This is a genomic window from Microbacterium sp. LEMMJ01 (genome assembly GCF_002114135.1).
Taxonomy (GTDB): Bacteria; Actinomycetota; Actinomycetes; order Actinomycetales; family Microbacteriaceae; genus Microbacterium.
Map to the genome: position 1 here is coordinate 192,257 of NZ_NCTV01000015.1, position 19,415 is coordinate 211,671.

Below are 19,415 nucleotides of genomic sequence, written 5' to 3' on the forward strand. Positions count from 1 at the left end.
GGCCCCTACTCGCCTTCGTCTGTCGTCGGTTCCGAGATGAAGGAAAAGCCACCGCGGTTCGGCCATTCCTCTTCCTGCGGTACTGGCACGTCGGTCTTTGCGCCGTCGCTTTGTGGGGTGGTGGCGGCTGATGCTTCCGCGCTGAGCAGATTCATCGGGTCTGCCGCCACCGCCTTCTCACGAGCGGATCGCGTGACCATCGGCTTGTTGTTGCCTCGTCCGGCATAATCGCGCATGGCGTGCACGAGATCGAGATCCTGCTGCCCGTCGCGGTCGACGGAACGGTGCGCAGCGCGCGCAGACCTCCACACGTCCCCCATCATCGGGAGTTCGTGCAGGCCGTTCGACCATCGCAGCGGGATGAACTCGCCGTTGTCCTCGAGCCACACGACATGCAGGTTGTAGGGATCGACACGGATCGGCCACTTCCCCTTCTGCCGTTTCGACTGCGACTCTCGTCGCCTGTAATGGGCAAGGCGTTCGGAGTCATAGATGCGGTGCTCGATGGTGACTCCATATCGATTGATCCTGCGGTGCACGATCGGCAGCAGCGCGATGAAGTCATCTTTGGCGAGGGGCACGTGGAGCTCCGGGACGACCTCTCGAAACGCTCGACACATCTCGTTCGGGGTCAGCGAGATCGTTGGTTCCAAGGGGTCGCGAAGTCCGTCGTGGTTTCGGTTCTGCCACTCGACCGCCACCCAGTCCTCCAGCAGCTCTTGCATCTGAGCGATGGTGAGCAGCTCTGCCGACTGGGCTTCGACGTTCTTCCCACGGTGTTCGACGCTTCGTCCGACGTATCCCTTGACGTGCTGCAACAACAGCGACGAGATCGATGCGAAGGTCCGCTCGACATGGGCCTTGTCTGTCGGCGTGTGAGGGGCAGCCTTCGTGAGCGAGATCCCTAACGCCGCGCAGACCGCGCGAAAGTGTTGAGAAAGAAACGGTCGACCGTTGTCGGTGGTGATCGTCTCCGGGAAGATGAACGGCTGCGCGAGCCGAAGACGTTCATACCTCTCCTGATCGATCAACGCCTCTTCCGCCCACGCAGTCGAGAGCAGTCTTCTCGTTTCACGGGCTCCCTCTGGACGCCGTCCGTAGGGAACCAAGGCGCGCGCAAGCACGATGACCAAGTCCATGCTCTTTGTGGAAACCGGACGCAACACTGCCGACAGAATGGAGCGGGTCGCGACGTCGACCATGATCGTCAGCTCGGGCCGACCCACGGTTGCAGCGTCGATACGCACCATCACGTCCAGTCGAGTGGTGTCTATCTGCACGTGCTCACCAGGGCGTAGGCCGGGTCGGCCACCGAAAGCACGGTCCGGACGCAATGACAGAGATTCTCGAGTCTTCGCAGAACCGAACGAGAATCGTCCGCGGTCCTCTGCAGCAAGGACCCGATAGAAGGTCGCACGGCTCGGCATCGCGACATCGTCCCCATGGTTCCTTCGGACTAGGGCTTCAACCTGCGCGAGGATGACCGCCTTGCTGGTCGTGGATTCTCGCGCGCGACGGGCGAGAACAATGTTGAGGGCCTCGATGACGCGCGGGTCAATACTGGATGATCGTCTTACGCGCCCTTCACGAGAACGTCGATCCGCGACTGCAGCGATCCCGCCCTCGTTGTAAGACTTCAGCTTGCGGAAGACGGTCCGTGCCGTCACGGTGCGACCAAGCTCGTGCGCGAGCCGAGTTACTTCCTTCTCGACTGCTTCACGTTGCTGACCGTGTGTCTCGGAGGCAGCCGCGATTCGAGCAAGGGCCTCTCTCCACACCAGAAGCTCGCTCGTTGACTGTGCTCCTTCGACGAGCGTCTCCGCCGCTCCGAGGAGGAGATCAGTCGCGGGAGGCTCGGCGGCACGGTTGAGTTCGTCATGGCTGACGTCGAACTCGCCACCATCCTGGTCTCGCAAGGTGACTGCGGACGGACGCACCACGATCACGTCATAGGTCTGTCCGCGCCACACGATGCGCGATCCTGCTGTAGCGTTCATGCGTCGTTCCTCCACGTCACGAGGGTCCTCAAAGACAACGGTTGTTCCAGATCTACATCGAGGCGACGACTCCAAATCAGCGCGTAACAGCGCCCCAGTCCTTCCTGGCCCCCGCCCAGTCGTTCCGCTGCCTCGCTGATCGTTCCGGCAAACCCGGACAGCGCCTGCGCCAGGTCGTCGACCGACCACCTTGGCTCACGGAACCGCATCAAGAAGCGGGCGTTGGCGTCGCGTATCGGGGAGTCTTCCGAGTACACGACGTAGCGCCATCCGAAGTCAGCGCACAGCACGGCGGTTCGGTCGAATACTGCTCGCGCTGCGGCATCAATCCGCTGCAGCGGCCGCACATCGACGAGCATCCTCGACCCGTCGGCGAACCGTACGAAGAAGTCCGGGGCATGATTGCCGGGAACGGTGCCGAGCCAGCGAATCCACATCGGTTGGCTGGTGACGGAGCGGACGCCCTCAAGACGATCCAGTTCGATCAGGAACGACCGTTCCGCAAGCGACTCGAACCCGACGTGCGCCTGCACGCCCTGCATGTAGAGGAGACCGGAGTAGTGCTGCTTGCCCGGCCAGGTTGGGAAGTCGCGCACCGGTTCGCAGTCTTCGAACGGCACGCTCCCAACATCGGCAACATCTACCTCGACTCGTACGCCGTCGAGCTGATACTCGATCCGACGAGGAACGACCGCGGGCGCCTCGGCCGGCGCTGGCCACACAAAATTCGAGAACATCATCCAAGCCCATCGACGAACAACAGTTGTGTTCGTCCGGCGGCCTAAGACGACGTGAAGCCGAACGCGCCCCTCGCTGACGATGACTCATCGAGGTGAATTGGGAGATGTGCCTGCTTCGCCGATCAAGCTACGCGGACGCCGCTCGCGGGCACGGGCGACACGCCGAGGAGTTGTGACAGATAGGTGAGAAGACTGACACCTACGAGGAGCGTTACTGACAGGTACGTGAGATATTGACAACTCCCGAGAGATGGGACAACCCTTCCAGTATCCGCCCGAATCATCGTGATCAAACCGTTGCATTCGTTACCTCGCCGTTATACAGTGATCACACGGTGAATGTTTGCTGTGGCATCCACCGCATGTGATTGCAGGACACTCTTGGTGCAAGGGACAAGGGCCGGTCGGGAGCCTCTCCGACCGGCCCTTTACTGCGCCCGGTACTCTGTGAGGATGACCGATCGGAAGCTCGCGCTGGAGGCCTGGGAAAGCCTCTTCCGCGCGCAGCACGAACTGTTCACCGAGATGGCGGCGGACTTCGACACCGGCGATATCACCCAGGCCGAGTACGACGTACTGCTCACGGTGACGCGCTCGCCGGAGATGACAGCGCGGCTGCGCGACATCACCGCCAACATGCTCATCAGCCAGCCGAGCGTCTCCCGCCTCGTCGACCGGATGGTGACCCGGGGGCTGGTCGCGAAATGCGCCGACCCGGACGACGGCCGCGGCGCCCTGATCCGCGCGACGGACGAGGGTGCCCGGGCGTTCCGTGCGCTCGCCACGGTGCACGGCCGGTCGATCGCCGACCGGATGTCACGCCTCGACGACGAGGAGCTGCGTCTGCTCCGCGACCTCGCGGAGAAGCTCCGCACCCGCTGACCGCTCCCCATCTCCACAGGCGCCGCGGTCGGGGGCGTGTCCACCGACGACGGCATCATGACGGCCGCGACGGTGGCGGGCGTCGCTTTTCTGGCAGGGTGGGTTGCGCACGCCCACATCGACCGTGGGCATATCGGACCGCCCCCTCGGGGGGAACCAGGGAGGTCATCCATGGAGATCGCCGGAATCGTCGGCATCCTCATCGTCATCGGGATCGCGGTTGTCGCCGCGATCGTCGTCCTGCTGATCCTGCTGCTGTTCGCACGCAGCTGGATCAAGGTGGCTCGCGCCGACGAAGCGCTCGTCATCTCCGGACGCAAGCAGAAGGTGCAGCGTGCCGTGATCGGCACCGACGGCACGAGCAGCTCCGAGATGTCGGAGTCGCCCGTCACGGTCATCGTGAACGGGAAGTCGCTTGTCAACCCGATCACCCAGCGCCACGAGATCATCTCCCTCCGGTCGCGGCAGGTGTCGCTCAACGCCGAGGCGCAGTCGCTCGACAACGTGACGCTCAACGTCGACGGCGTCGCGATCGTGAAGATCGGCTCCGACCCGCTGCTTGTGCGCCGGGCCGCCGAGCGCTTCGCCTCCCAGGACAAGGCCATCGAGCAGTTCACCACCGAGCAGCTCGAGGGCGCCCTGCGCGGCATCGTCGCGACGCTCTCCGTCGTGGAGCTCATGCGGGAGCGCAAGAAGTTCTCCGACCAGATTGCCGCCGACGTCTCCCAGGAGCTCGCCGAGCAGGGCCTCATCCTCGACTCCTTCCAGATCAAGGGCATCACTGACAAGGTCGGCTACATCCAGTCCCTCGGTGCCCCGGAGATCCAGGCGAAGCGCCAGGCCGCGGAGATCTCGCAGACCAACGCCGACCGCGCGATCAACCAGAAGAACATCGCGAACCAGGAGGCGAACCTCGTAGAGCAGACCGCGCTCGACACGAACACGGCCAACGCCAACGCCGGAATCGGCCGCGCCCGCGCCGAGGCGGAGCAGGCCGAGCAGCTCGCCCGCGCCCAGGCCGAGCAGGCCGTGCTCCAGCAGCAGGCCGAGAACAAGCAGGCGCAGCTCGACGCCGACGTCAAGCGCGTCGCGGACGCGCAGCGGTACGAGGCGGAGACCCGCGCGCAGGCCGAGCTCTACACGCGTGAGCGCGCGGCCGAGGCGGCGGCGATCGAGCAGGTCAAGCAGGCCGAGGCGCGCACCCGCATCGCCGAGCAGCAGGCGCAGGCCGACAAGGCGCGCGCCGACGGTGAGGCGGCGGCCGCGATCGCGAAGGCCACCGGTGACGCCGACGCGCTGCGCGCCCAGGCGGAGGCGGAAGCCGAAGCCCGTCGCCTGCGCGCCAACGCCGAGGCCGAGGCGATCCGCGCCGAGGGTGAGGCCCGTGCCGCGGCCGTCGAGGCTGAGGCCAAAGCCATCGCCTCCAACCAGGACGCGTTCCTCTCGCAGCGCGTTCTGGAGGTGCTGCCCTCGATCATGTCCGAGTTCGCGAAGGGCTACGCCGCGATCGGCAGCGTCTCGATCGTCGGCGGATCCGGCGAGGACGGCGCGTCCAACGTCGTCGGTGCCGACAGCGCGAAGGCCCTGCGTTCGGTCTTCGACAGCGTGCACTCCGCGACCGGCCTCGACCTCGCCGGCATCATCCAGGGACAGGCCGTCGGCCGCGGTTTCGGAGCGGGAGTCGCCGAAGCGTCCGCGCCCGCCCCGGCGCCGCGTACGCCCGCGCCGACCACTCCACCGCCGCCCGCGCCGCCCGCTCCCGCCGCGGAGTAAGAAGCGTACGACAGCGGATGCCGCGGCCGATCGGGTCGCGGCATCCGCTGTCTCATGACCCGGCAGACTGGACGGGTGACCCGCGCCGCCTTCGACCTCACCGCCATCGGCGCCGGTCTGTCTTTCGCGGGCGCCCTCGACGACCTCTCCACCGCCCTCGACACGAGCGGATCCGTGGTCGTGACCGCGCCGCCAGGTACGGGCAAGACCACGCTCGTCCCGCCGCTCCTCGCCTCACGCCGCACCGGACGCGTGATCGTCACCCAGCCGCGCCGGATCGCCGCGCGCGCGGCCGCTCGCCGACTCGCACAGCTCGACGGCACACCCCTCGGCTCCCGGGTGGGCTTCACCGTCCGTGGCGAGCGCACTGTCGGGCCGGACACGAGGGTCGAGTTCGTCACCGCTGGCGTGCTCCTGCGACGGATGCTCGACGACCCCGGACTCGACGGCGTGAGCGCGGTCATCATCGACGAGGTGCATGAGCGTGCCCTCGAGACCGACCTCCTCCTCGGCCTGCTCTCCGAGGTGCGCGAGCTGCGAGATGACCTCGTCGTCATCGCGATGTCCGCGACCCTCGACGCGGACCGGATCGCCGCGGTCATCGGGACCGAGGAGTCTCCCGCGTCGATCGTCGACCACGACGTCCCGGCTTTCCCCCTCACCGAGCGCTGGGCACCGAGTTCTGCGCCCCGCCTCGACGAACGCGGAGTCACCCGGGGCTTCCTCGATCACGTCGCGAGTGTCACCGCCACCGCCGCCGCCGAGCTCGTCCGGAATGGCCCCGAAGCGGATGTGCTCGTGTTCGCCCCCGGCGCGCGCGAAGTGGCGGAGATCGCGCGACGAGTCCGCGACCGGAACAGCGCCTTCGACGTCCGGGAGTTGCACGGCCAGATCCCGCTGGCGGAGCAGGATGCCGTGATCCGCGGTCGTGCGTCGGAAGCCCGGCCCCGCATCATCGTCGCCACCTCCCTCGCCGAGTCGTCTCTCACGGTGCCGGGTGTGCGGCTGGTCGTGGACAGCTGCCTGGCCCGGCAGCCGCAGCGCGACGCCGCCCGCGGGATGACCGGTCTGGTCACCACCGCCGCCTCCCGTTCCTCGTGCGTGCAGCGAGCCGGACGCGCCACTCGACAGGGCCCCGGCACCGTCATCCGCTGTGTGGACGAGCGCACCTATGCTGCCGCTCCTGCGCGGCCGTCGCCGGAGATCGCCACGGCAGACCTCACCGACGCCGCCCTCCTGCTCGCCTGCTGGGGCGCCCCGGGCGGCGCCGGCCTGCGCATGATCGAACCGCTGCGAGCCGACAGCCTGGCCGATGCCGTCACGGTGCTCCGCGGTCTCGGAGCGATCGACGACGACGGGCGCGCCACGGCAGAGGGCCGTGCGCTGGCACGAATCCCCACCGATCCACGGTTGGCCAGAGCGCTGCGGGACGGCAGCCCCGCGGTGGGGAGCCGGCTCGCCGCCGAGGTCGTGGCGCTTCTCGGCGGGGACCAGCGCATCTCGGACGCCGATGTCGCCCGCGCTCTCGTCGCGTTGCGCGGAGGGAGCACGGCCGAGGCCCGGCGGTGGCGCGAGGACGCTCGCCGTCTGGAACGCCTGGTCGCTCCGGCACCGGACACCCGCGCCGGTCTCGACGGCGTCGGTCTCGTGATTGCGCTGGCCTTCCCCGAGCGCGTCGCCCACCGCGCCGAGCACTCGGGATCGGGAGCGACGTTCCTGCTGGCGTCCGGCACCCGGGCCGGTGTCAGCGGCGCCCTGGCCGCGTCGGAATGGCTCGCCGTGGCCGACGTCGCCCGAGCCTCGTCCCGGACGGCAGCCGGCTCCGGTGCGGTCATCCGCGCCGCAGCGGCCCTCACCGAGGAGCAGGTGGAGCGCGCGGCAGGCCCCTTGATGAGCGACCGCGTCGAGGCCGAGTTCGTCGGAGGCCGCGTACAGGCCCGCCGCGAACGCCGGATCAGTGCGATCGTGCGCTCATCGGTGCCGGTGCGCCCGTCGGCCTCGGAAGGCCGGGATGCCGTGGGCCGAGCACTCCGACGCGATGGCCTCGGCATGTTCACGTGGTCCGACGGGGCGGAGGCCCTGCGCCGCCGACTCGCGCTACTGCGACGTGAGCTCGGAGACCCCTGGCCCGATGTGTCGGACGCGGGTCTGCTCGCATCGCTCGACGTGTGGCTGGCACCGGAGCTCGACGCTCTCGCCTCCGGCACGCCCGCGAGTCGGCTGGATCTGTCATCCGCCCTTCGCCGTCTGCTGCCCTGGCCCGAGGCCGTGCACCTCGATGCGCTCGTCCCGGAGCGGCTCGAGGTGCCCAGCGGCTCCCGTGTACGCATCACCTACCCGGAGCCCGACGGCGACGCGACCGCACGGCCCGTCGTGGCGGTGAAGCTGCAGGAGTGCTTCGGCTGGGCGGAGACTCCCCGGCTCGTGGACGGCCGCGTCCCCGTGCTCTTCCATCTGCTGTCCCCGGCGGGGCGGCCGCTCGCGGTCACCGACGACCTCGCCTCGTTCTGGTCGGGCCCCTACGCCCAGGTACGCGCCGAGATGCGCGGCCGCTACCCCCGGCACCCGTGGCCCGAGGACCCGTGGGCCGCCGTGCCGACGAAGCACACCAAGAACCGCGCCGCGCGCTGACCCAGGCCAGGACTCCGGCTCAGCGTGTGCGCCGCCGCAGCGTGAGGGCGGCGAGCACCAGAGCGCCGACCGCGAAGGCCACGACGATGAGCAGCGGACCGAACACGTCCCCACCCTCGTCCCCCGCCGCGACCGCGTTGATCGTGTCGATCGCGTAGCTCAGCGGCAGCCACTCGGAGATGGCGTACAGCGCGTCGGGCATCTGGTCGCGCGGCATGAACAGACCGCCGAGGATGATCTGCGGGAACACCAGCAACGGCATGAACTGCACCGCCTGGAACTCGGTCTGGGCGAACGCGCTCGCCAGGAGCCCCAGCGCCGTGCCGAGCAGGGCATCGACCACCGCGACGAGACCCAGCTGCCACAGCGGCCCGTCCACGTCGAGCCCGCACACCCCGACCGCGAACGAGACCGTGATCACCGCCTGCAGCAGAGCCATCAACCCGAACGCGAGCGCGTAGCCGAGGATGAAGTCGGCCTTCTCGAGCGGCGTGGTCATCAGCCGTTCAAGCGTGCCGGAACGACGCTCCCGCAGGGTGGTGATCGACGTGATGAGGAACATCACGATGAACGGGAACAACGCCAGGATGGCACCGCCGAACTGATCGAACACACCGTCCTGCTCGCTGAACAGCCAGGCGAAGAGACCGACGAGCAGGCTCGGGGCGATGAGCATCAGGGCGATGGACCGCGGGTCGTGTCGGAGCTGCGTGAGCACACGGCCGGCGGTCGCGAACAGCCGTCGGCCGTTCATGTCCCGTCCTCCTCCTGGCGCTCGTGCGCTTCTCGGCGTGCGCGCCTGGTGGTCGCGGTGCCGGCGGCCCTGTCGCGTTCGATCAGCGCCAGGAACGCGGCTTCGGCGTCGGTCGTTCCGGTGTCGGCGAGCAGTGCGGACGGCGTCGTGTCGGCGATGATCCTCCCCTCCCGCATCAGCAGCAGCCGGTCGCAGCGCACCGCCTCGTCCATCACGTGACTGGACACGATGAGCGTGACGCCCCGATCGGCCAGGCGGCGGAACAGGGTCCAGAGCTCCGCCCGCAACACGGGGTCGAGACCGACCGTCGGCTCGTCCAGCACGATGAGCTCCGGGGAGCCGATCAGGGCCGTCGCGAGCGACACCCGCGTCGCCTGGCCGCCGCTCAGCGCATCGACGAGCTGCCCCGTCTGCGCGTCGAGACCGACCTCCTGGATGACCCGGTCGACGTCCCCCTTCGGCGCCTTCAGGAGCGCGGCGAAGTAGGCGAGATTCTGCCGCACGCTGAGATCGCCGTAGACCGAGGCGCCCTGCGTGCCGTACGCGACACGGTGCCGGAGCCGGCGGGACCCGCCCGGCTCGCCGAGAACGGTCACGTCACCGGAGGCGATCCGCTGCACACCGACGATCGACCGCATGAGCGTGGTCTTGCCGCACCCGGAGGGGCCGAGGAGACCTGTGATCTGGCCGCGGGGAACGGCGAGGTCGATGGCGTCGAACACGGACACGGCCCCACGCCGCACGCGGAGCTGCGTGATCTCGACGGCCGCATTATTCACCATGCGATGAATTATGCGCCTCGCCTCGTCGGGCGTCAACGCCTCTCAGTGGGCACAGCTTCGGAGCGCCGGATCGACACGCCGCCGCCGGCCGTGCGGTCCGGCGGCGGCGGGCGAGATCTCCGAAGCTGTGCCCGCCGCGGGGCGGATCAGTCGAAGAGGTAGCGCTGGACGGTGGGGCCGACGCGGCCGACGAGCTCGTCGACGGAGGCGCCGGCGAGCGCGGGAAGCTGCAGGACGTAGCGGCCGATGAGCATGCCGGCGATCTGCGACGCGACGAGGGCGGCACGGAAGTCGGCGTCCTCCACGTCGAGGCGGCGCGCCACACGGGAGAGCAGTTCGCGGGAGAGGAATCCGGCGAGCAGGGGCGTCGTCAGTCTGCTCCCGATCGCCGTGCGCAGGAGGAGCACGCCGCGGCGGCGCACGTCGGGCTTCTCGAACGCGTCGAGCACATAGCGGACGAGCCGGGCCCCCGCTTCGTCCTTCGGCCCCGCGAGGATCTCGGGGACGTCGAGGTCGGGGCGCAGCGGTATTCCGGCGGCCTCGGAGAACAGGTCGGCCTTGGTGCCGAAGTAGTGGTGGACGAGCGCGGAGTCGACCCCGGCGCGGGCGGCGATCGACCGCACCGTCGCGCCGTCGTACCCCTGCGCACCGAACTCGTCGACGGCCGCGGACACGATGCGCTCGCGGGAGTCGGTGCCGCCGCGCGGGCGCCCGCGTCGTCTCGGCGCCTTCTGCTCGGTCATGCCCGCCAGCCTACGGCTCCGCGGATCCTCACTCACCGAGCAGATGCCGGAGATACCGCTGCGGCTGCCCGAGGAACGAGCGCCAGTGGTTCACGATCTCGAGGTCCTCCCAGGCGGTCGGGCGGAGTCCCCACTCCCCGACCTCCAGGATGGCCGCACCCGGAAGCGCCGCGAGCACCGGCGAGTGCGTGGCGCACAGCACCTGGCCGCCCTCGTCGGCGATGCGCTGTAGCACGGCGATCAGCGTGAGAGTCGAGTGGAACGACAGCGCGGCCTCCGGCTCGTCCAGGCAGTAGAACCCCGGATCATCGAAGCGGCTGTCGAGCAGGGCGAGGAACGACTCCCCGTGGCTCATCTCATGGAAGGGCACATCGCCGCGCAGGGAGGGGTTCTCCTCGAGATACGTGTAGAACGAGTGCATCGTCTCCGCCCGGAGGAAGAACCCCCAGCGGTGCGCCCCGACGCCTCGTTGGAGGCGCAGCCAGTCCGACAGCGGCGACTCGCTCGGCCGCGTCCGGTGCTGCGCCTGGCGGGACCCGCCTTCCGGGGAGAGACCGTACGCGATCGCGATGCCCTCGACGAGGGTGGACTTCCCGCTGCCGTTCTCACCGACGAGGAAGGTCACTCCCGGCCCGAGATCCAGTCCCTCGCGCAGCACCTGGGCCACCGCGGGGATGTTCGTCGGCCACGTCCCGTCCGGGATCGGCGCCTCCTCGTTCGGCCGCACCGCGACGACCGGCTGCTGCCGCATGTGCCTCTCCCTCCTCCGTCGACCCACCCCTCTGTGTGCCTGCCACCCCCCTCCGTGCGCACGCAACGGGCCGGGGCGCGCGAAAGGGGGTGGGTTGGCGAGGTCAGCACTCGATGACGTTCACCGCCAGACCACCCTCGCTGGTCTCCTTGTACTTCGTCGACATGTCGAGGCCCGTCTGGCGCATCGTCTCGACGACGGCATCCAGCGAGACGTAGTGGCTTCCGTCGCCGCGGAGCGCGAGGCGGGCGGCGGTGACGGCGGTCGAGGCGGCGATCGCGTTGCGCTCGATGCACGGGATCTGCACGAGTCCCCCGATCGGGTCGCACGTGAGGCCGAGGTGGTGCTCCATCGCGATCTCCGCGGCGTTCTCGATCTGCCGGTTCGTGCCGCCCATCACCGCGGTGAGCCCGCCCGCGGCCATCGCGCACGCGGAGCCGACCTCGGCTTGACACCCGCCCTCGGCGCCGGAGATCGAGGCGTTGGCCTTGAACAGCGACCCGAGGGCGGTGGCCGTCAGCAGGAACCTGCGGATACCCCGGCGGCGGTTGGCCTCCGCGATCTCCGCGTCCTCGCCGTCGAGTGCGGGAGGCGACGGCGGAGCCCCGTCGAACCCGAGCAGCGCGCTGCCCACGAGCTCGCCGTACGGCGTGACCGCGTTCCCGGCACCGAGGCCCGAGTCGGCGAGGAAGCGCCACCAGTACATCGCCACCGCCGGGAGGATGCCCGCCGCGCCGTTGGTGGGTGCCGTCACGACGCGGCCACCCGCCGCGTTCTCCTCGTTCACCGCGAGCGCGAACGCCCCGAGCCACTCGCCGGGGAGCTCCCGGTGCCCGTCGGCTTCGACCGCCTCGAGCTGCGCACGGATCGTGCCCGCACGGCGCTTCACCTGCAGCATGCCGGGAAGGACGCCCTCGGCGTGCAGGCCGGCGTCCACGCAGCCCGCCATCGCGTCCCAGATCGCATCGAGGCCGGCGGCGACCTCCTCCTCGCTGCGCAGTGCCGTCTCATTGCGGCGAGCGACCTCCGCGATGGACAGGCCGTGCTCATCGCAGAGGGCGAGCAGCGAGGCGGCATCGGCATAGGGATGCGGGAAGGCACCGGTCGAGAGGTGCGCCTCTTCCCCCTCGCGCCGGATGAACCCGCCGCCGATCGAGTAGTACGTCTGCTCGAACAGGGTGGTCCCGTCGGCATCACGGGCGATGAGCGTCATGGCGTTCGGGTGGCCGGGGAGTCGGGTCCGGGGCGCGAACACGATGTCGTCCTTCCGGAACGGCACCGCATGGGCGCCGTCGATCCGCAGCGGCTCCCCCTCCGGATACGCGGACCACGCCGCACGGACGGCCGCCGGATCGCACGTCTCCGGAGCGAGACCGCGAAGCCCCGCGACCACCGCATCCGGGGTGCCGTGGCCGATCCCGGTGGCGCCGAGCGAGCCGAACAGCGTGCACTCGACGCGGCCGACACGGTCCAGTTCCCCGGAGGCGGTCAGCTGCCGCGCGAAGTCGAGCGCCGCGCGCATGGGTCCGACGGTGTGCGAGCTGGACGGGCCGACGCCGATGGAGAAGAGGTCGAAGGCCGAGACGTACGCAGTCACCCCTCCAGGCTACGCCGAGTTCGGGATTCCGGTTCACCGCGATTAACCGCGCGGCCGGCGGGTCCGCGTCAAGGCCCTTCATCTCCCGGAGAATCGGAGGCAGGCTGAGGGCACGACATCGCAGAAAGGGACGATCATGACCGACAGCACTCCCGAACCGACCGCGAACGACGAGCTCTCGCCCGAGGCGCAGACCCCCACCCCGACCCCGGCCTCCGACACCACGGAGGGCGAGGCGACGACGCCGGAGCAGGCGGACTCCCCCGAGGACGCGGACCCGGCCGAGGTCCCGAGCACCGAGGAGCTGGAGGAGCCCAGCACCGAGAAGGCCCCGGGCGAGGAGCCGAAGGCCCCGAAGCGCGACGACCCGGAGCCTGACCACGAGGCCGTCGGCCTCGGCGTCGACTGACTCCCGCCCCGAGACCCCGCACTATCGTCGAGACCCCGCCCTGCTGATGCGTGCAGGGCGGGGTCTCGACGCGAAACCGGGGTCTCGGGGAACTACTCGACGAGCTTGCCGGTCGTGTCGACGTCGCGCATGAGCTCGGCGATCTCGTCGGGAATCGCGGGGATCTCCTCGCGGGTCACGCCGGCGGTCGGCGACCAGACGAGGTTCACCTGCAGCGTGGGATCGGTGTCCGGGAAGTCGCTGCGGTTGTGGCATCCGCGGGTCTCCCGCCGCTCCCGCGCCGCCTCCAGCGTGGCTCGGGCGGCGAGCGCGGAGGCCTTGAGGTCGAACGCGTGCGCGAGGTCCTGGAACCCGGCGATGTCCGGGTGGATGCCGATGTCCTCCATCCGCCCCTCGATCATGTCGAGGTCGGCGAGGCCGGCGTTCAGCCCGTCCTCCGACCGCACCACACCGGCGTACTCCGTCATGAGGTTGCGGATCGCGCGCTGCAGAGCCCGCACGTTCTCGCGCCCCTCCGCGGCGAGGAGGTCGTCGATCTCGGCACGGGCGGCGGCGACCGCATCGGCCGACCGGCGCTGGGCGTCGAGCCCCGCGGCGTGGGCCATCGCGGCCTGACCGACGATCCGGCCGTAGACGAGCAGCTCGATGAGGGAGTTGCCCCCGAGACGGTTCGCGCCGTGGAGTCCGCTCGACGCCTCCCCGATCGCGTACAGCCCGTCGACGTCGGTCTGGTGGTCGTCCGGCCGCACCCACACTCCGCCCATCGAGTAGTGCGCGGTCGGCGCGATCTCGATCGGCTCCGCCGTGATGTCGAGCATCTGCAGCTCCATCATCGTCTGATAGACGCGCGAAAGCCGGGTCATGATGGTCTCGCGGGGCAGGTGCGACACATCGAGCCAGACGCCGCCGTTCGCGGTGCCGCGCCCTTCCTGGATCTCGGTGTAGGCGGCGAGCGCGACCCGGTCCCGCGTCGACAGCTCCATCCGCTCGGGGTCGTACTTCGCCATGAACCGCTCGCCGAGGGCGTTGCGGAGGATGCCGCCCTCCCCGCGCGCGGCCTCGGAGATGAGCGTGCCGGCGGCGTTCTCGGGCTCGATGATGCCGGACGGATGGAACTGCACCAGCTCCGGATCGCGAAGTCGCGCCCCCGCCTCGACGGCGAGCCGGAAGGAGTCTCCGGTGTTCTCGTCGCGGCGCGACGACGTGCGGCGCCAGATGCGGTTGTGTCCGCCGGCGGCGAGGATCACGGCGTCCGCATGGATGAGGTAGCGCGTGCCGTCCGCCTGGTCGAAGCCATAGGCGCCGAAGACGACGTTGTCGCGCACGAGCAGACGTGTGATGTAGACGTTGTCGAGGATGGGGACGTCGAGCTGCTCCGCGCGGGCGACCAGCGTCCGCTGGATCTCGAGGCCCGTGTAGTCGCCGGCGAAGGCCGTGCGGCGGTACGTGTGCGCGCCGAAGAAGCGCTGCGAGATGCGGCCGTCCCCTTCGCGGGCGAAGTCCATGCCCCAGCGCTCGAGGTCGCGGATGCCGCGTTCGGCACCCTGGGTGACGATCTGGACGGTGTGGGGGTTGGCGAGGAGGTAGCTCTCCTTGATCGTGTCCGCCGCGTGCTGCTGCCAGCTGTCCTCGGCGTCCATCGTGCCGAGGGCCGCGTTGATGCCGCCGGCCGCGAGCGACGTGTGGGCGTCCTGCCGGGGGCGCTTGCCGACGGCGAGCACGTCGACGCCGTGCTCGGCGACCTCGATCGCGGCGCGGAGCCCGGAGCCTCCGGTGCCGATCACGAGGACCGTGGTGGAGATCTGTCGTTCGGGTGCATTCATGCTCTCGACGCTAGTTAGGTGATCCTAATAACTCCAATGCATAGTTCGTCTGGAAACCATGCGGGTACGCTATGGATATGAACCTCGAGCAGCTCCGCGGGTTCGTCGAAGTGGCCCGCCTCGGCCATTTCACCCGCGCGTCCGAGCACCTCCACCTCGCGCAGCCCTCGCTGAGCCGTCAGATCTCGACCCTCGAGAGGGAACTCGGCGCCGAGCTGTTCCATCGCGCGCGCGGTCACATCGCCTTGACGGCCGCCGGCGAGACGGTCCTCCCCCATGCCCAGCGCATGCTCGCCGAGGCCGACGCCATCCGCGACGAGGTGGCCGAACTCGCCGGACTCCGCCGCGGCCGCGTGCGCCTGGGCGCCCCGCCCACGCTCTGCATCAGCCTCGTGGCGGAGGCCCTCAGCTCGTTCCATGCCACCCACCCCGGCATCGATCTGCACCTCACCGAGGGCGGCTCAAGGCTGCTCGTCGAGCAGCTCGCGGTCGGGGCGGTCGACATCGCCCTCGTCACCCAGTCCGAGGGACCGGTGCCCGCGGGGGTCAGCCTCACGCACGTTCCGCTCCTCGCCGAGGAGCTCGTGGTGATCTCATCGGCGGCCGCACCTCCGGTCACCCACGGCCCGTCCGTGAGCCTCGCGCACCTCGCCACCCTCCCGCTCATCCAGTTCGACGAGAGTTATGAGCTGCGGGCCGCGATGGACGCCGCTTTCCGCGCCGCCGACCTCACCCCGACCCTCGCACTGGAGGGTGCGGAGATGGATGCGGTGCTCCGCTTCGTCGAACGAGGCGTCGGGGTCGCGGTGGTCCCGGCGATGGTGCTCTACGAACGCCCGGCGCTGCGGTCGGCGCGCCTCGCCCACCCGGCGATGTCGCGGACGATCAGTCTCGCCCATCGCTCCGACGTCACCCCCGCGGTCGCGGTGGCCGCGATGCGCACCGCCATCATGGCCACGGCGGCCGACCTCGCCGAGCGCGACCCGGCGATCACCAGCCTGCTCTGACCGGAGCACTCGCCCCGGAACAGCGAGAACCCCCGCCGCTTCCGCGACGGGGGTTCTCGTACTGTCTCAACACAGTGTGCGCCTCGAGGGACTCGAACCCCCAACCTTCTGATCCGTAGTCAGATGCTCTATCCATTGAGCTAGAGGCGCAGGACCCGCGGTGCTTTACCGCTCAGCGGGCCGACGACCAGCCTACAACAGACGAGACCGGAAAGCGAAACGAGGCCTCACTCCCCCTTCGCGGCCGCCTTCTCCTGCTTCTTCCGCCGTTTCTCCTTGGCCCGCTGCTGCGACGAGAGCGCCTGGAGATCGACAAGGCGCAGCGCCTGCATGCGCGCCTCCCGCATGCGCGCGTAGTCCGGGTCCTGATCCGGTCGCATGCCCTCGACGCGCAGCCGGCGGTCGAGGTTGTGCCGCACGTCGGCCCACGCCGCCGCGCGCGCCTCCTCGACGATGCTCTCCAACCGGGCACGGTCGTCCATCATCTCGCGCAGACGCTGCGCGACGCCGAGCGATTGCTTGGCCCGCCGCCGGAGATTGCGCACATCGCGGTCACGGTAGTCGTGCGTGCCGACCGGATCGGAATGCCGGCCGCGGGCGCGCTTGCGCAGGGCGGTGACCGTGGCGGCGGCCTCCTCCGACTCCTCGGCCATCGCCCCGAGGGCAGCCCTCGCATCCTCGACGTACTTGTCGAGGTCGAAGACGCCGTCCTCCGCGATGGTGCCGATGAGGATGTGATTCTTCACGGCGAGGCGCGCAGCGGCCGTCGCGATCGCGACGCCTTCGGCGATGGCATCCGCAGTCCGTCCCACCCGCACCTCCTTCTCTCGAGCGTACCGGTATCGATGCCGCGCAGTCTCGGCCGGAACGGCTCCGATCAGGATGCCGGAGGCCTCCGACATCGCGTCGTACTGCGGCTCAGCCGACGACGCCGACCCAGATCCCCGAGGCCCAGGCCTGCTGCTCGCCGGAGCAGCCCACCGCCCCCGGGAAGCCGCGGACCACGGCCATGCAGTTGGCGAGGAACTCCGGGTCGCCACCGAACATCGCCCTGTACGCGCCCGAGGAGGTGAGGGAGCCCCAGACGCGGAACTGATAGATGTGGGCCAGCTCATGCGCCATCGCCCAGTTCAGGCGTCCGTCACTCCACCCGGTGATGTCGGCGCGGTACTTGATGTAGCCGTTGCTGTTGGCACAGGCCGGTGCCGTGCCGCCCGCGCACGACGACGACTCGTACAGCCCCACGCCCCCGCCGCCGACCCTGTCGAGGGCGGCGCGCACCCGCGCGTAGCCGTCCGGCCCGCTCGACGTCCATGCGGGCCCGCCGGGGCCGGCACTCTGCGACGCCTGCCATCCGGCGACCTCGGTGCCGACCTTCTGCGTGAGCGCCTCCACCGTCGCGGTCGCCGCGACCACGGTGTCCGGGTCATGGCGCTCGGCGCGCACGGTCTCCTGGGCGGACCGGGCGGACGCGAGGTGTGCCGCCGTGTCGACCTTGCCGTCCGCACCCTGGAGGACGGCGGCCAGCGTCGAGAGCTCCTCCAGGAATGCCGGCCGTACCGCCAGGACGGCAGCCCGATCCTCCGCGTCCTGCTCGGCCTGCGCCACGGCGCCGGACAGGTGGTCGGTGCGCTGTGCGGCGTCGTAGGACTGGTCGGCCAGCACGGAGAGCTCGGCCACCGCCTCGGCGCGCTCCTGGTCCAGTGCGTCGGATCGCGCGACGGCGGCCGCCGCGACGAGCACGGCCGCCGACACCGTCACTGCGAGCACCCGGCGCCTCACGGCAGGAAGCCCGTCGTGTCGTTCAGCTCGGCGTCCTGGTCCGCGATGCGCGATCGCAGAGCGGTGAGACGCTCCGCCAGTTCGAGGTTCTCGGCCTGCGACTCCGCGAGCACCTGCTCGATCCGCGCGATCTCCGCCTTCACGGCGGCGACACCGGCGGCGCGCTCCTGATCGGCCACCACCAGGAGCGCAGCACCTCCGAGCAGGAGGATCCCCCCGACGACGACAGCAAGACTTCGCATCTCGCTCCCCAGGACAGCGCGAACAGACCGGACCGACTCCGACCGGACAAGGATACAACCGCTCGCGGCGCGTCCGGGGGTCGTTCTCCCGACGGACGGCTCAGGTGGTCGCCGTCTGCGCCAGCCGCCGTTCGGCCGCGGAGTGCCCGCTCGCCAGGTGCGCGGGCACGATCCGTCGCAGCGCCTCGACATCGCGCGCGCGGACGGCCTCGAGGATGACGCGGTGCTCCTCCGCCATCGCCTCCAGATCGTCGTGCTGTCCGAACAGCCAGCGCAGGCGCGTCAGGAACACGGCGATGAGCTCGCCGAGCATCTCGTTGCCCGCCAGGTCGACGGCGATCTCATGGAACGCCGCGGCCGCCGTCCGGGCCGTCTCCGCGTCGCCGGCCCGGGCCGCGGCGACTTCGCGCTCGTACGCTTCGCGCAGCCGGGCGAGCCCTTTCGCGTCGTGGCGCTCGGCCGCGAACACGAAGATGAGGGTCTCGATCGCCTCGCGCACCTCCGCGAAGTTGCGGATGTCGTCATGGGTGAACTCCCGCACCACGGCCCACGTCCGGGGCCGTGCGACGACCACGCCCTCCGCGACCAGCGTGCGGATGGCTTCCCGCACCGGGAGTCGGGACACATTCAGCTCGGCGGCGATATCCCGCTCCACGAGCCGGGAACCGGGCGCGCGCCGACCCAGCACGATGTCATCCCGGAGGATCCTCGTGACCCTGACCGACTCGAGTTCCCCGCTTACCCCCACAGCCCCCGCCATCCGGGCATTGTCGCACCCCGGCCCGGGATTGGCCAAGTTTGGTATCCCAGACCGGGGCGCGCGCCGCGTCAGGGCAGACGGTTCGCCCGCGCGACGTTCGCCGCCAGCTCTTCCGCGTTCTGCCGGATGACGTACGCCGGACGGTCACGCTCGACTCGCCACGACTCGCTGAGCGGGCCGACGTTGACCGTGTCGAAACCGGCCTCGTCGTAGAAGCGGGTGACGAAGGCCACGGCCTCTGCGTCGTCCCCGGCCGTGGCCAGCGCGCGACGGTTCGGCGTACCGGCCGGCGTCCCGTCGGTGGTGATCTCGGCGGCGTAGATGTGGTTGAACGCCTTGGCGATCTTCGAGTCCGGGAGCTGCGCCTGCACGAGCTCGGACGTGGTGGTCTCGCCCTTGTCGAGGGCCTCGATGTGCCCGTCGCGCTCGAAGTAGTAGTTGTTCGTGTCCAGCACGATCTTCCCGGCGAGCTGCGCGGCGGGAAGCTGATCGATCGCGTGCAGCGGCACCGTCACCACGGCCACGTCGGCCGCGGCGGCCGCCTCCTCCGCCGTCGCCGCCTTCGCGCGCGGCCCGAGCTCTGCGACGAGATCGGCCAAGGTCTCCGGCCCTCTCGAGTTCGCGATCACGACGTCATAGCCGTTGGCCACCGCCACACGCGCGACCTGGCTGCCGATGTTGCCTGCTCCGATGATTCCGAGAGTTGTCATGCTCGGGCCAACGCCTGCCGGCGGATGCTATT

18 protein-coding genes and 1 tRNA gene are annotated in these 19,415 nt (G+C 69.9%); 5 read left to right on the forward strand and 14 right to left on the reverse strand.

What is annotated here, in order from left to right:
• Positions 1-5: 5 nt before the first annotated feature.
• Positions 6-1,997 carry a Mu transposase C-terminal domain-containing protein gene (locus B7W94_RS01940; RefSeq protein WP_085603933.1) on the reverse strand — a complete coding sequence of 664 codons (1,992 nt, stop codon included), beginning with the start codon at positions 1,995-1,997 and terminating at the stop codon, positions 6-8.
• Positions 1,994-2,737: a TnsA-like heteromeric transposase endonuclease subunit gene (locus B7W94_RS01945; RefSeq protein ID WP_025104536.1), complete on the reverse strand. Its 744-nt coding sequence runs from the start codon at positions 2,735-2,737 to the stop codon at positions 1,994-1,996. Before B7W94_RS01945 ends, B7W94_RS01940 begins: the two co-directional genes overlap by 4 nt.
• 453 nt (positions 2,738-3,190) lie before the next feature.
• On the opposite strand from B7W94_RS01945, the gene B7W94_RS01950 reads away from it, so the two are divergent.
• From B7W94_RS01950 to hrpB, 3 genes are all read left to right on the forward strand, one after another.
• Positions 3,191-3,619, forward strand: a complete 429-nt coding sequence (locus B7W94_RS01950; protein WP_025104537.1) for a MarR family winged helix-turn-helix transcriptional regulator — start codon at positions 3,191-3,193, stop codon at positions 3,617-3,619.
• A 171-nt stretch (positions 3,620-3,790) separates the two neighbouring features.
• Positions 3,791-5,392: an SPFH domain-containing protein gene (locus B7W94_RS01955; protein WP_025104538.1), complete on the forward strand. Its 1,602-nt coding sequence runs from the start codon at positions 3,791-3,793 to the stop codon at positions 5,390-5,392.
• Positions 5,393-5,467: 75 nt separating this feature from the next.
• A complete protein-coding gene (gene hrpB / locus B7W94_RS01960) occupies positions 5,468-8,023 on the forward strand; it encodes an ATP-dependent helicase HrpB (protein ID WP_025104539.1) in 2,556 nt (851 codons plus the stop codon).
• A 19-nt stretch (positions 8,024-8,042) separates the two neighbouring features.
• Here the strand turns inward: hrpB and B7W94_RS01965 are convergent, their stop codons facing one another.
• From B7W94_RS01965 to B7W94_RS01985, 5 genes are all read right to left on the reverse strand, one after another.
• On the reverse strand, positions 8,043-8,777 hold the full coding sequence (locus B7W94_RS01965; protein WP_025104540.1) for an ABC transporter permease: 735 nt from the start codon (positions 8,775-8,777) through the stop codon (positions 8,043-8,045).
• Positions 8,774-9,559, reverse strand: a complete 786-nt coding sequence (locus tag B7W94_RS01970) for an ABC transporter ATP-binding protein (RefSeq protein ID WP_115642566.1) — start codon at positions 9,557-9,559, stop codon at positions 8,774-8,776. Before B7W94_RS01970 ends, B7W94_RS01965 begins: the two co-directional genes overlap by 4 nt.
• A 146-nt stretch (positions 9,560-9,705) precedes the next feature.
• Complete coding sequence (locus tag B7W94_RS01975; protein ID WP_025104542.1) at positions 9,706-10,302, reverse strand: TetR/AcrR family transcriptional regulator; 597 nt, start codon at positions 10,300-10,302, stop codon at positions 9,706-9,708.
• Between the two features lie 28 nt (positions 10,303-10,330).
• Positions 10,331-11,053 (reverse strand): AAA family ATPase, encoded by a 723-nt coding sequence (locus B7W94_RS01980; RefSeq protein ID WP_025104543.1) that lies wholly within the window; start codon positions 11,051-11,053, stop codon positions 10,331-10,333.
• Positions 11,054-11,156: 103 nt separating this feature from the next.
• Entirely contained in the window at positions 11,157-12,650 is a 1,494-nt protein-coding gene (locus B7W94_RS01985; RefSeq protein WP_062766212.1) for an L-serine ammonia-lyase, iron-sulfur-dependent, subunit alpha, read from the reverse strand.
• A 136-nt stretch (positions 12,651-12,786) separates the two neighbouring features.
• Between B7W94_RS01985 and B7W94_RS01990 the strand changes: the two genes are divergently transcribed.
• On the forward strand, positions 12,787-13,059 hold the full coding sequence (locus B7W94_RS01990; protein ID WP_025104545.1) for a hypothetical protein: 273 nt from the start codon (positions 12,787-12,789) through the stop codon (positions 13,057-13,059).
• Positions 13,060-13,151: 92 nt separating this feature from the next.
• On the opposite strand, the gene B7W94_RS01995 is transcribed toward B7W94_RS01990, so the two are convergent.
• Complete coding sequence (locus B7W94_RS01995) at positions 13,152-14,882, reverse strand: L-aspartate oxidase (RefSeq protein WP_085603936.1); 1,731 nt, start codon at positions 14,880-14,882, stop codon at positions 13,152-13,154.
• A 71-nt stretch (positions 14,883-14,953) separates the two neighbouring features.
• Here B7W94_RS01995 and B7W94_RS02000 point away from each other — a divergent pair, with 71 nt between their 5' ends.
• On the forward strand, positions 14,954-15,889 hold the full coding sequence (locus tag B7W94_RS02000; RefSeq protein ID WP_029989652.1) for a LysR family transcriptional regulator: 936 nt from the start codon (positions 14,954-14,956) through the stop codon (positions 15,887-15,889).
• Between the two features lie 77 nt (positions 15,890-15,966).
• On the opposite strand, the gene B7W94_RS02005 is transcribed toward B7W94_RS02000, so the two are convergent.
• The 6 genes from B7W94_RS02005 to B7W94_RS02030 form a co-directional block, all read right to left on the reverse strand.
• Positions 15,967-16,039 (reverse strand) — tRNA-Arg (locus B7W94_RS02005).
• Between the two features lie 77 nt (positions 16,040-16,116).
• Positions 16,117-16,701, reverse strand: a complete 585-nt coding sequence (locus B7W94_RS02010; RefSeq protein ID WP_025104548.1) for a hypothetical protein — start codon at positions 16,699-16,701, stop codon at positions 16,117-16,119.
• Positions 16,702-16,807: 106 nt separating this feature from the next.
• Positions 16,808-17,659, reverse strand: a complete 852-nt coding sequence (locus tag B7W94_RS02015) for a hypothetical protein (RefSeq protein WP_253247355.1) — start codon at positions 17,657-17,659, stop codon at positions 16,808-16,810.
• Positions 17,660-17,667: 8 nt separating this feature from the next.
• Positions 17,668-17,913: a hypothetical protein gene (locus B7W94_RS02020; RefSeq protein ID WP_085603942.1), complete on the reverse strand. Its 246-nt coding sequence runs from the start codon at positions 17,911-17,913 to the stop codon at positions 17,668-17,670.
• Positions 17,914-18,013: 100 nt separating this feature from the next.
• The gene (locus B7W94_RS02025; RefSeq protein WP_025104551.1) at positions 18,014-18,673 is read right to left on the reverse strand and encodes a GntR family transcriptional regulator; all 660 of its coding nucleotides are present in this window, start codon (positions 18,671-18,673) and stop codon (positions 18,014-18,016) included.
• Positions 18,674-18,741: 68 nt separating this feature from the next.
• Positions 18,742-19,383 carry an NADPH-dependent F420 reductase gene (locus tag B7W94_RS02030; RefSeq protein WP_025104552.1) on the reverse strand — a complete coding sequence of 214 codons (642 nt, stop codon included), beginning with the start codon at positions 19,381-19,383 and terminating at the stop codon, positions 18,742-18,744.
• Positions 19,384-19,415: the final 32 nt, after the last annotated feature.

What these genes read in the sequence shown, in the direction of transcription:
- B7W94_RS01940 (WP_085603933.1), bottom strand. Translation starts at nt 1,997, where the DNA reads ATGAACGCTACAGCAGGATCGCGCATCGTGTGGCGCGGACAGACCTAT.
- B7W94_RS01980 (WP_025104543.1), bottom strand. Translation starts at nt 11,053, where the DNA reads ATGCGGCAGCAGCCGGTCGTCGCGGTGCGGCCGAACGAGGAGGCGCCG.
- B7W94_RS01945 (WP_025104536.1), bottom strand. Translation starts at nt 2,737, where the DNA reads ATGATGTTCTCGAATTTTGTGTGGCCAGCGCCGGCCGAGGCGCCCGCG.
- B7W94_RS02020 (WP_085603942.1), bottom strand. Translation starts at nt 17,913, where the DNA reads ATGCGAAGTCTTGCTGTCGTCGTCGGGGGGATCCTCCTGCTCGGAGGT.
- B7W94_RS01970 (WP_115642566.1), bottom strand. Translation starts at nt 9,559, where the DNA reads ATGGTGAATAATGCGGCCGTCGAGATCACGCAGCTCCGCGTGCGGCGT.
- B7W94_RS02030 (WP_025104552.1), bottom strand. Translation starts at nt 19,383, where the DNA reads ATGACAACTCTCGGAATCATCGGAGCAGGCAACATCGGCAGCCAGGTC.
- B7W94_RS01975 (WP_025104542.1), bottom strand. Translation starts at nt 10,302, where the DNA reads ATGACCGAGCAGAAGGCGCCGAGACGACGCGGGCGCCCGCGCGGCGGC.
- B7W94_RS01990 (WP_025104545.1), top strand. Translation starts at nt 12,787, where the DNA reads ATGACCGACAGCACTCCCGAACCGACCGCGAACGACGAGCTCTCGCCC.
- B7W94_RS01955 (WP_025104538.1), top strand. Translation starts at nt 3,791, where the DNA reads ATGGAGATCGCCGGAATCGTCGGCATCCTCATCGTCATCGGGATCGCG.
- B7W94_RS02025 (WP_025104551.1), bottom strand. Translation starts at nt 18,673, where the DNA reads ATGGCGGGGGCTGTGGGGGTAAGCGGGGAACTCGAGTCGGTCAGGGTC.
- B7W94_RS01995 (WP_085603936.1), bottom strand. Translation starts at nt 14,882, where the DNA reads ATGAATGCACCCGAACGACAGATCTCCACCACGGTCCTCGTGATCGGC.
- B7W94_RS01965 (WP_025104540.1), bottom strand. Translation starts at nt 8,777, where the DNA reads ATGAACGGCCGACGGCTGTTCGCGACCGCCGGCCGTGTGCTCACGCAG.
- B7W94_RS02000 (WP_029989652.1), top strand. Translation starts at nt 14,954, where the DNA reads ATGGATATGAACCTCGAGCAGCTCCGCGGGTTCGTCGAAGTGGCCCGC.
- B7W94_RS01950 (WP_025104537.1), top strand. Translation starts at nt 3,191, where the DNA reads ATGACCGATCGGAAGCTCGCGCTGGAGGCCTGGGAAAGCCTCTTCCGC.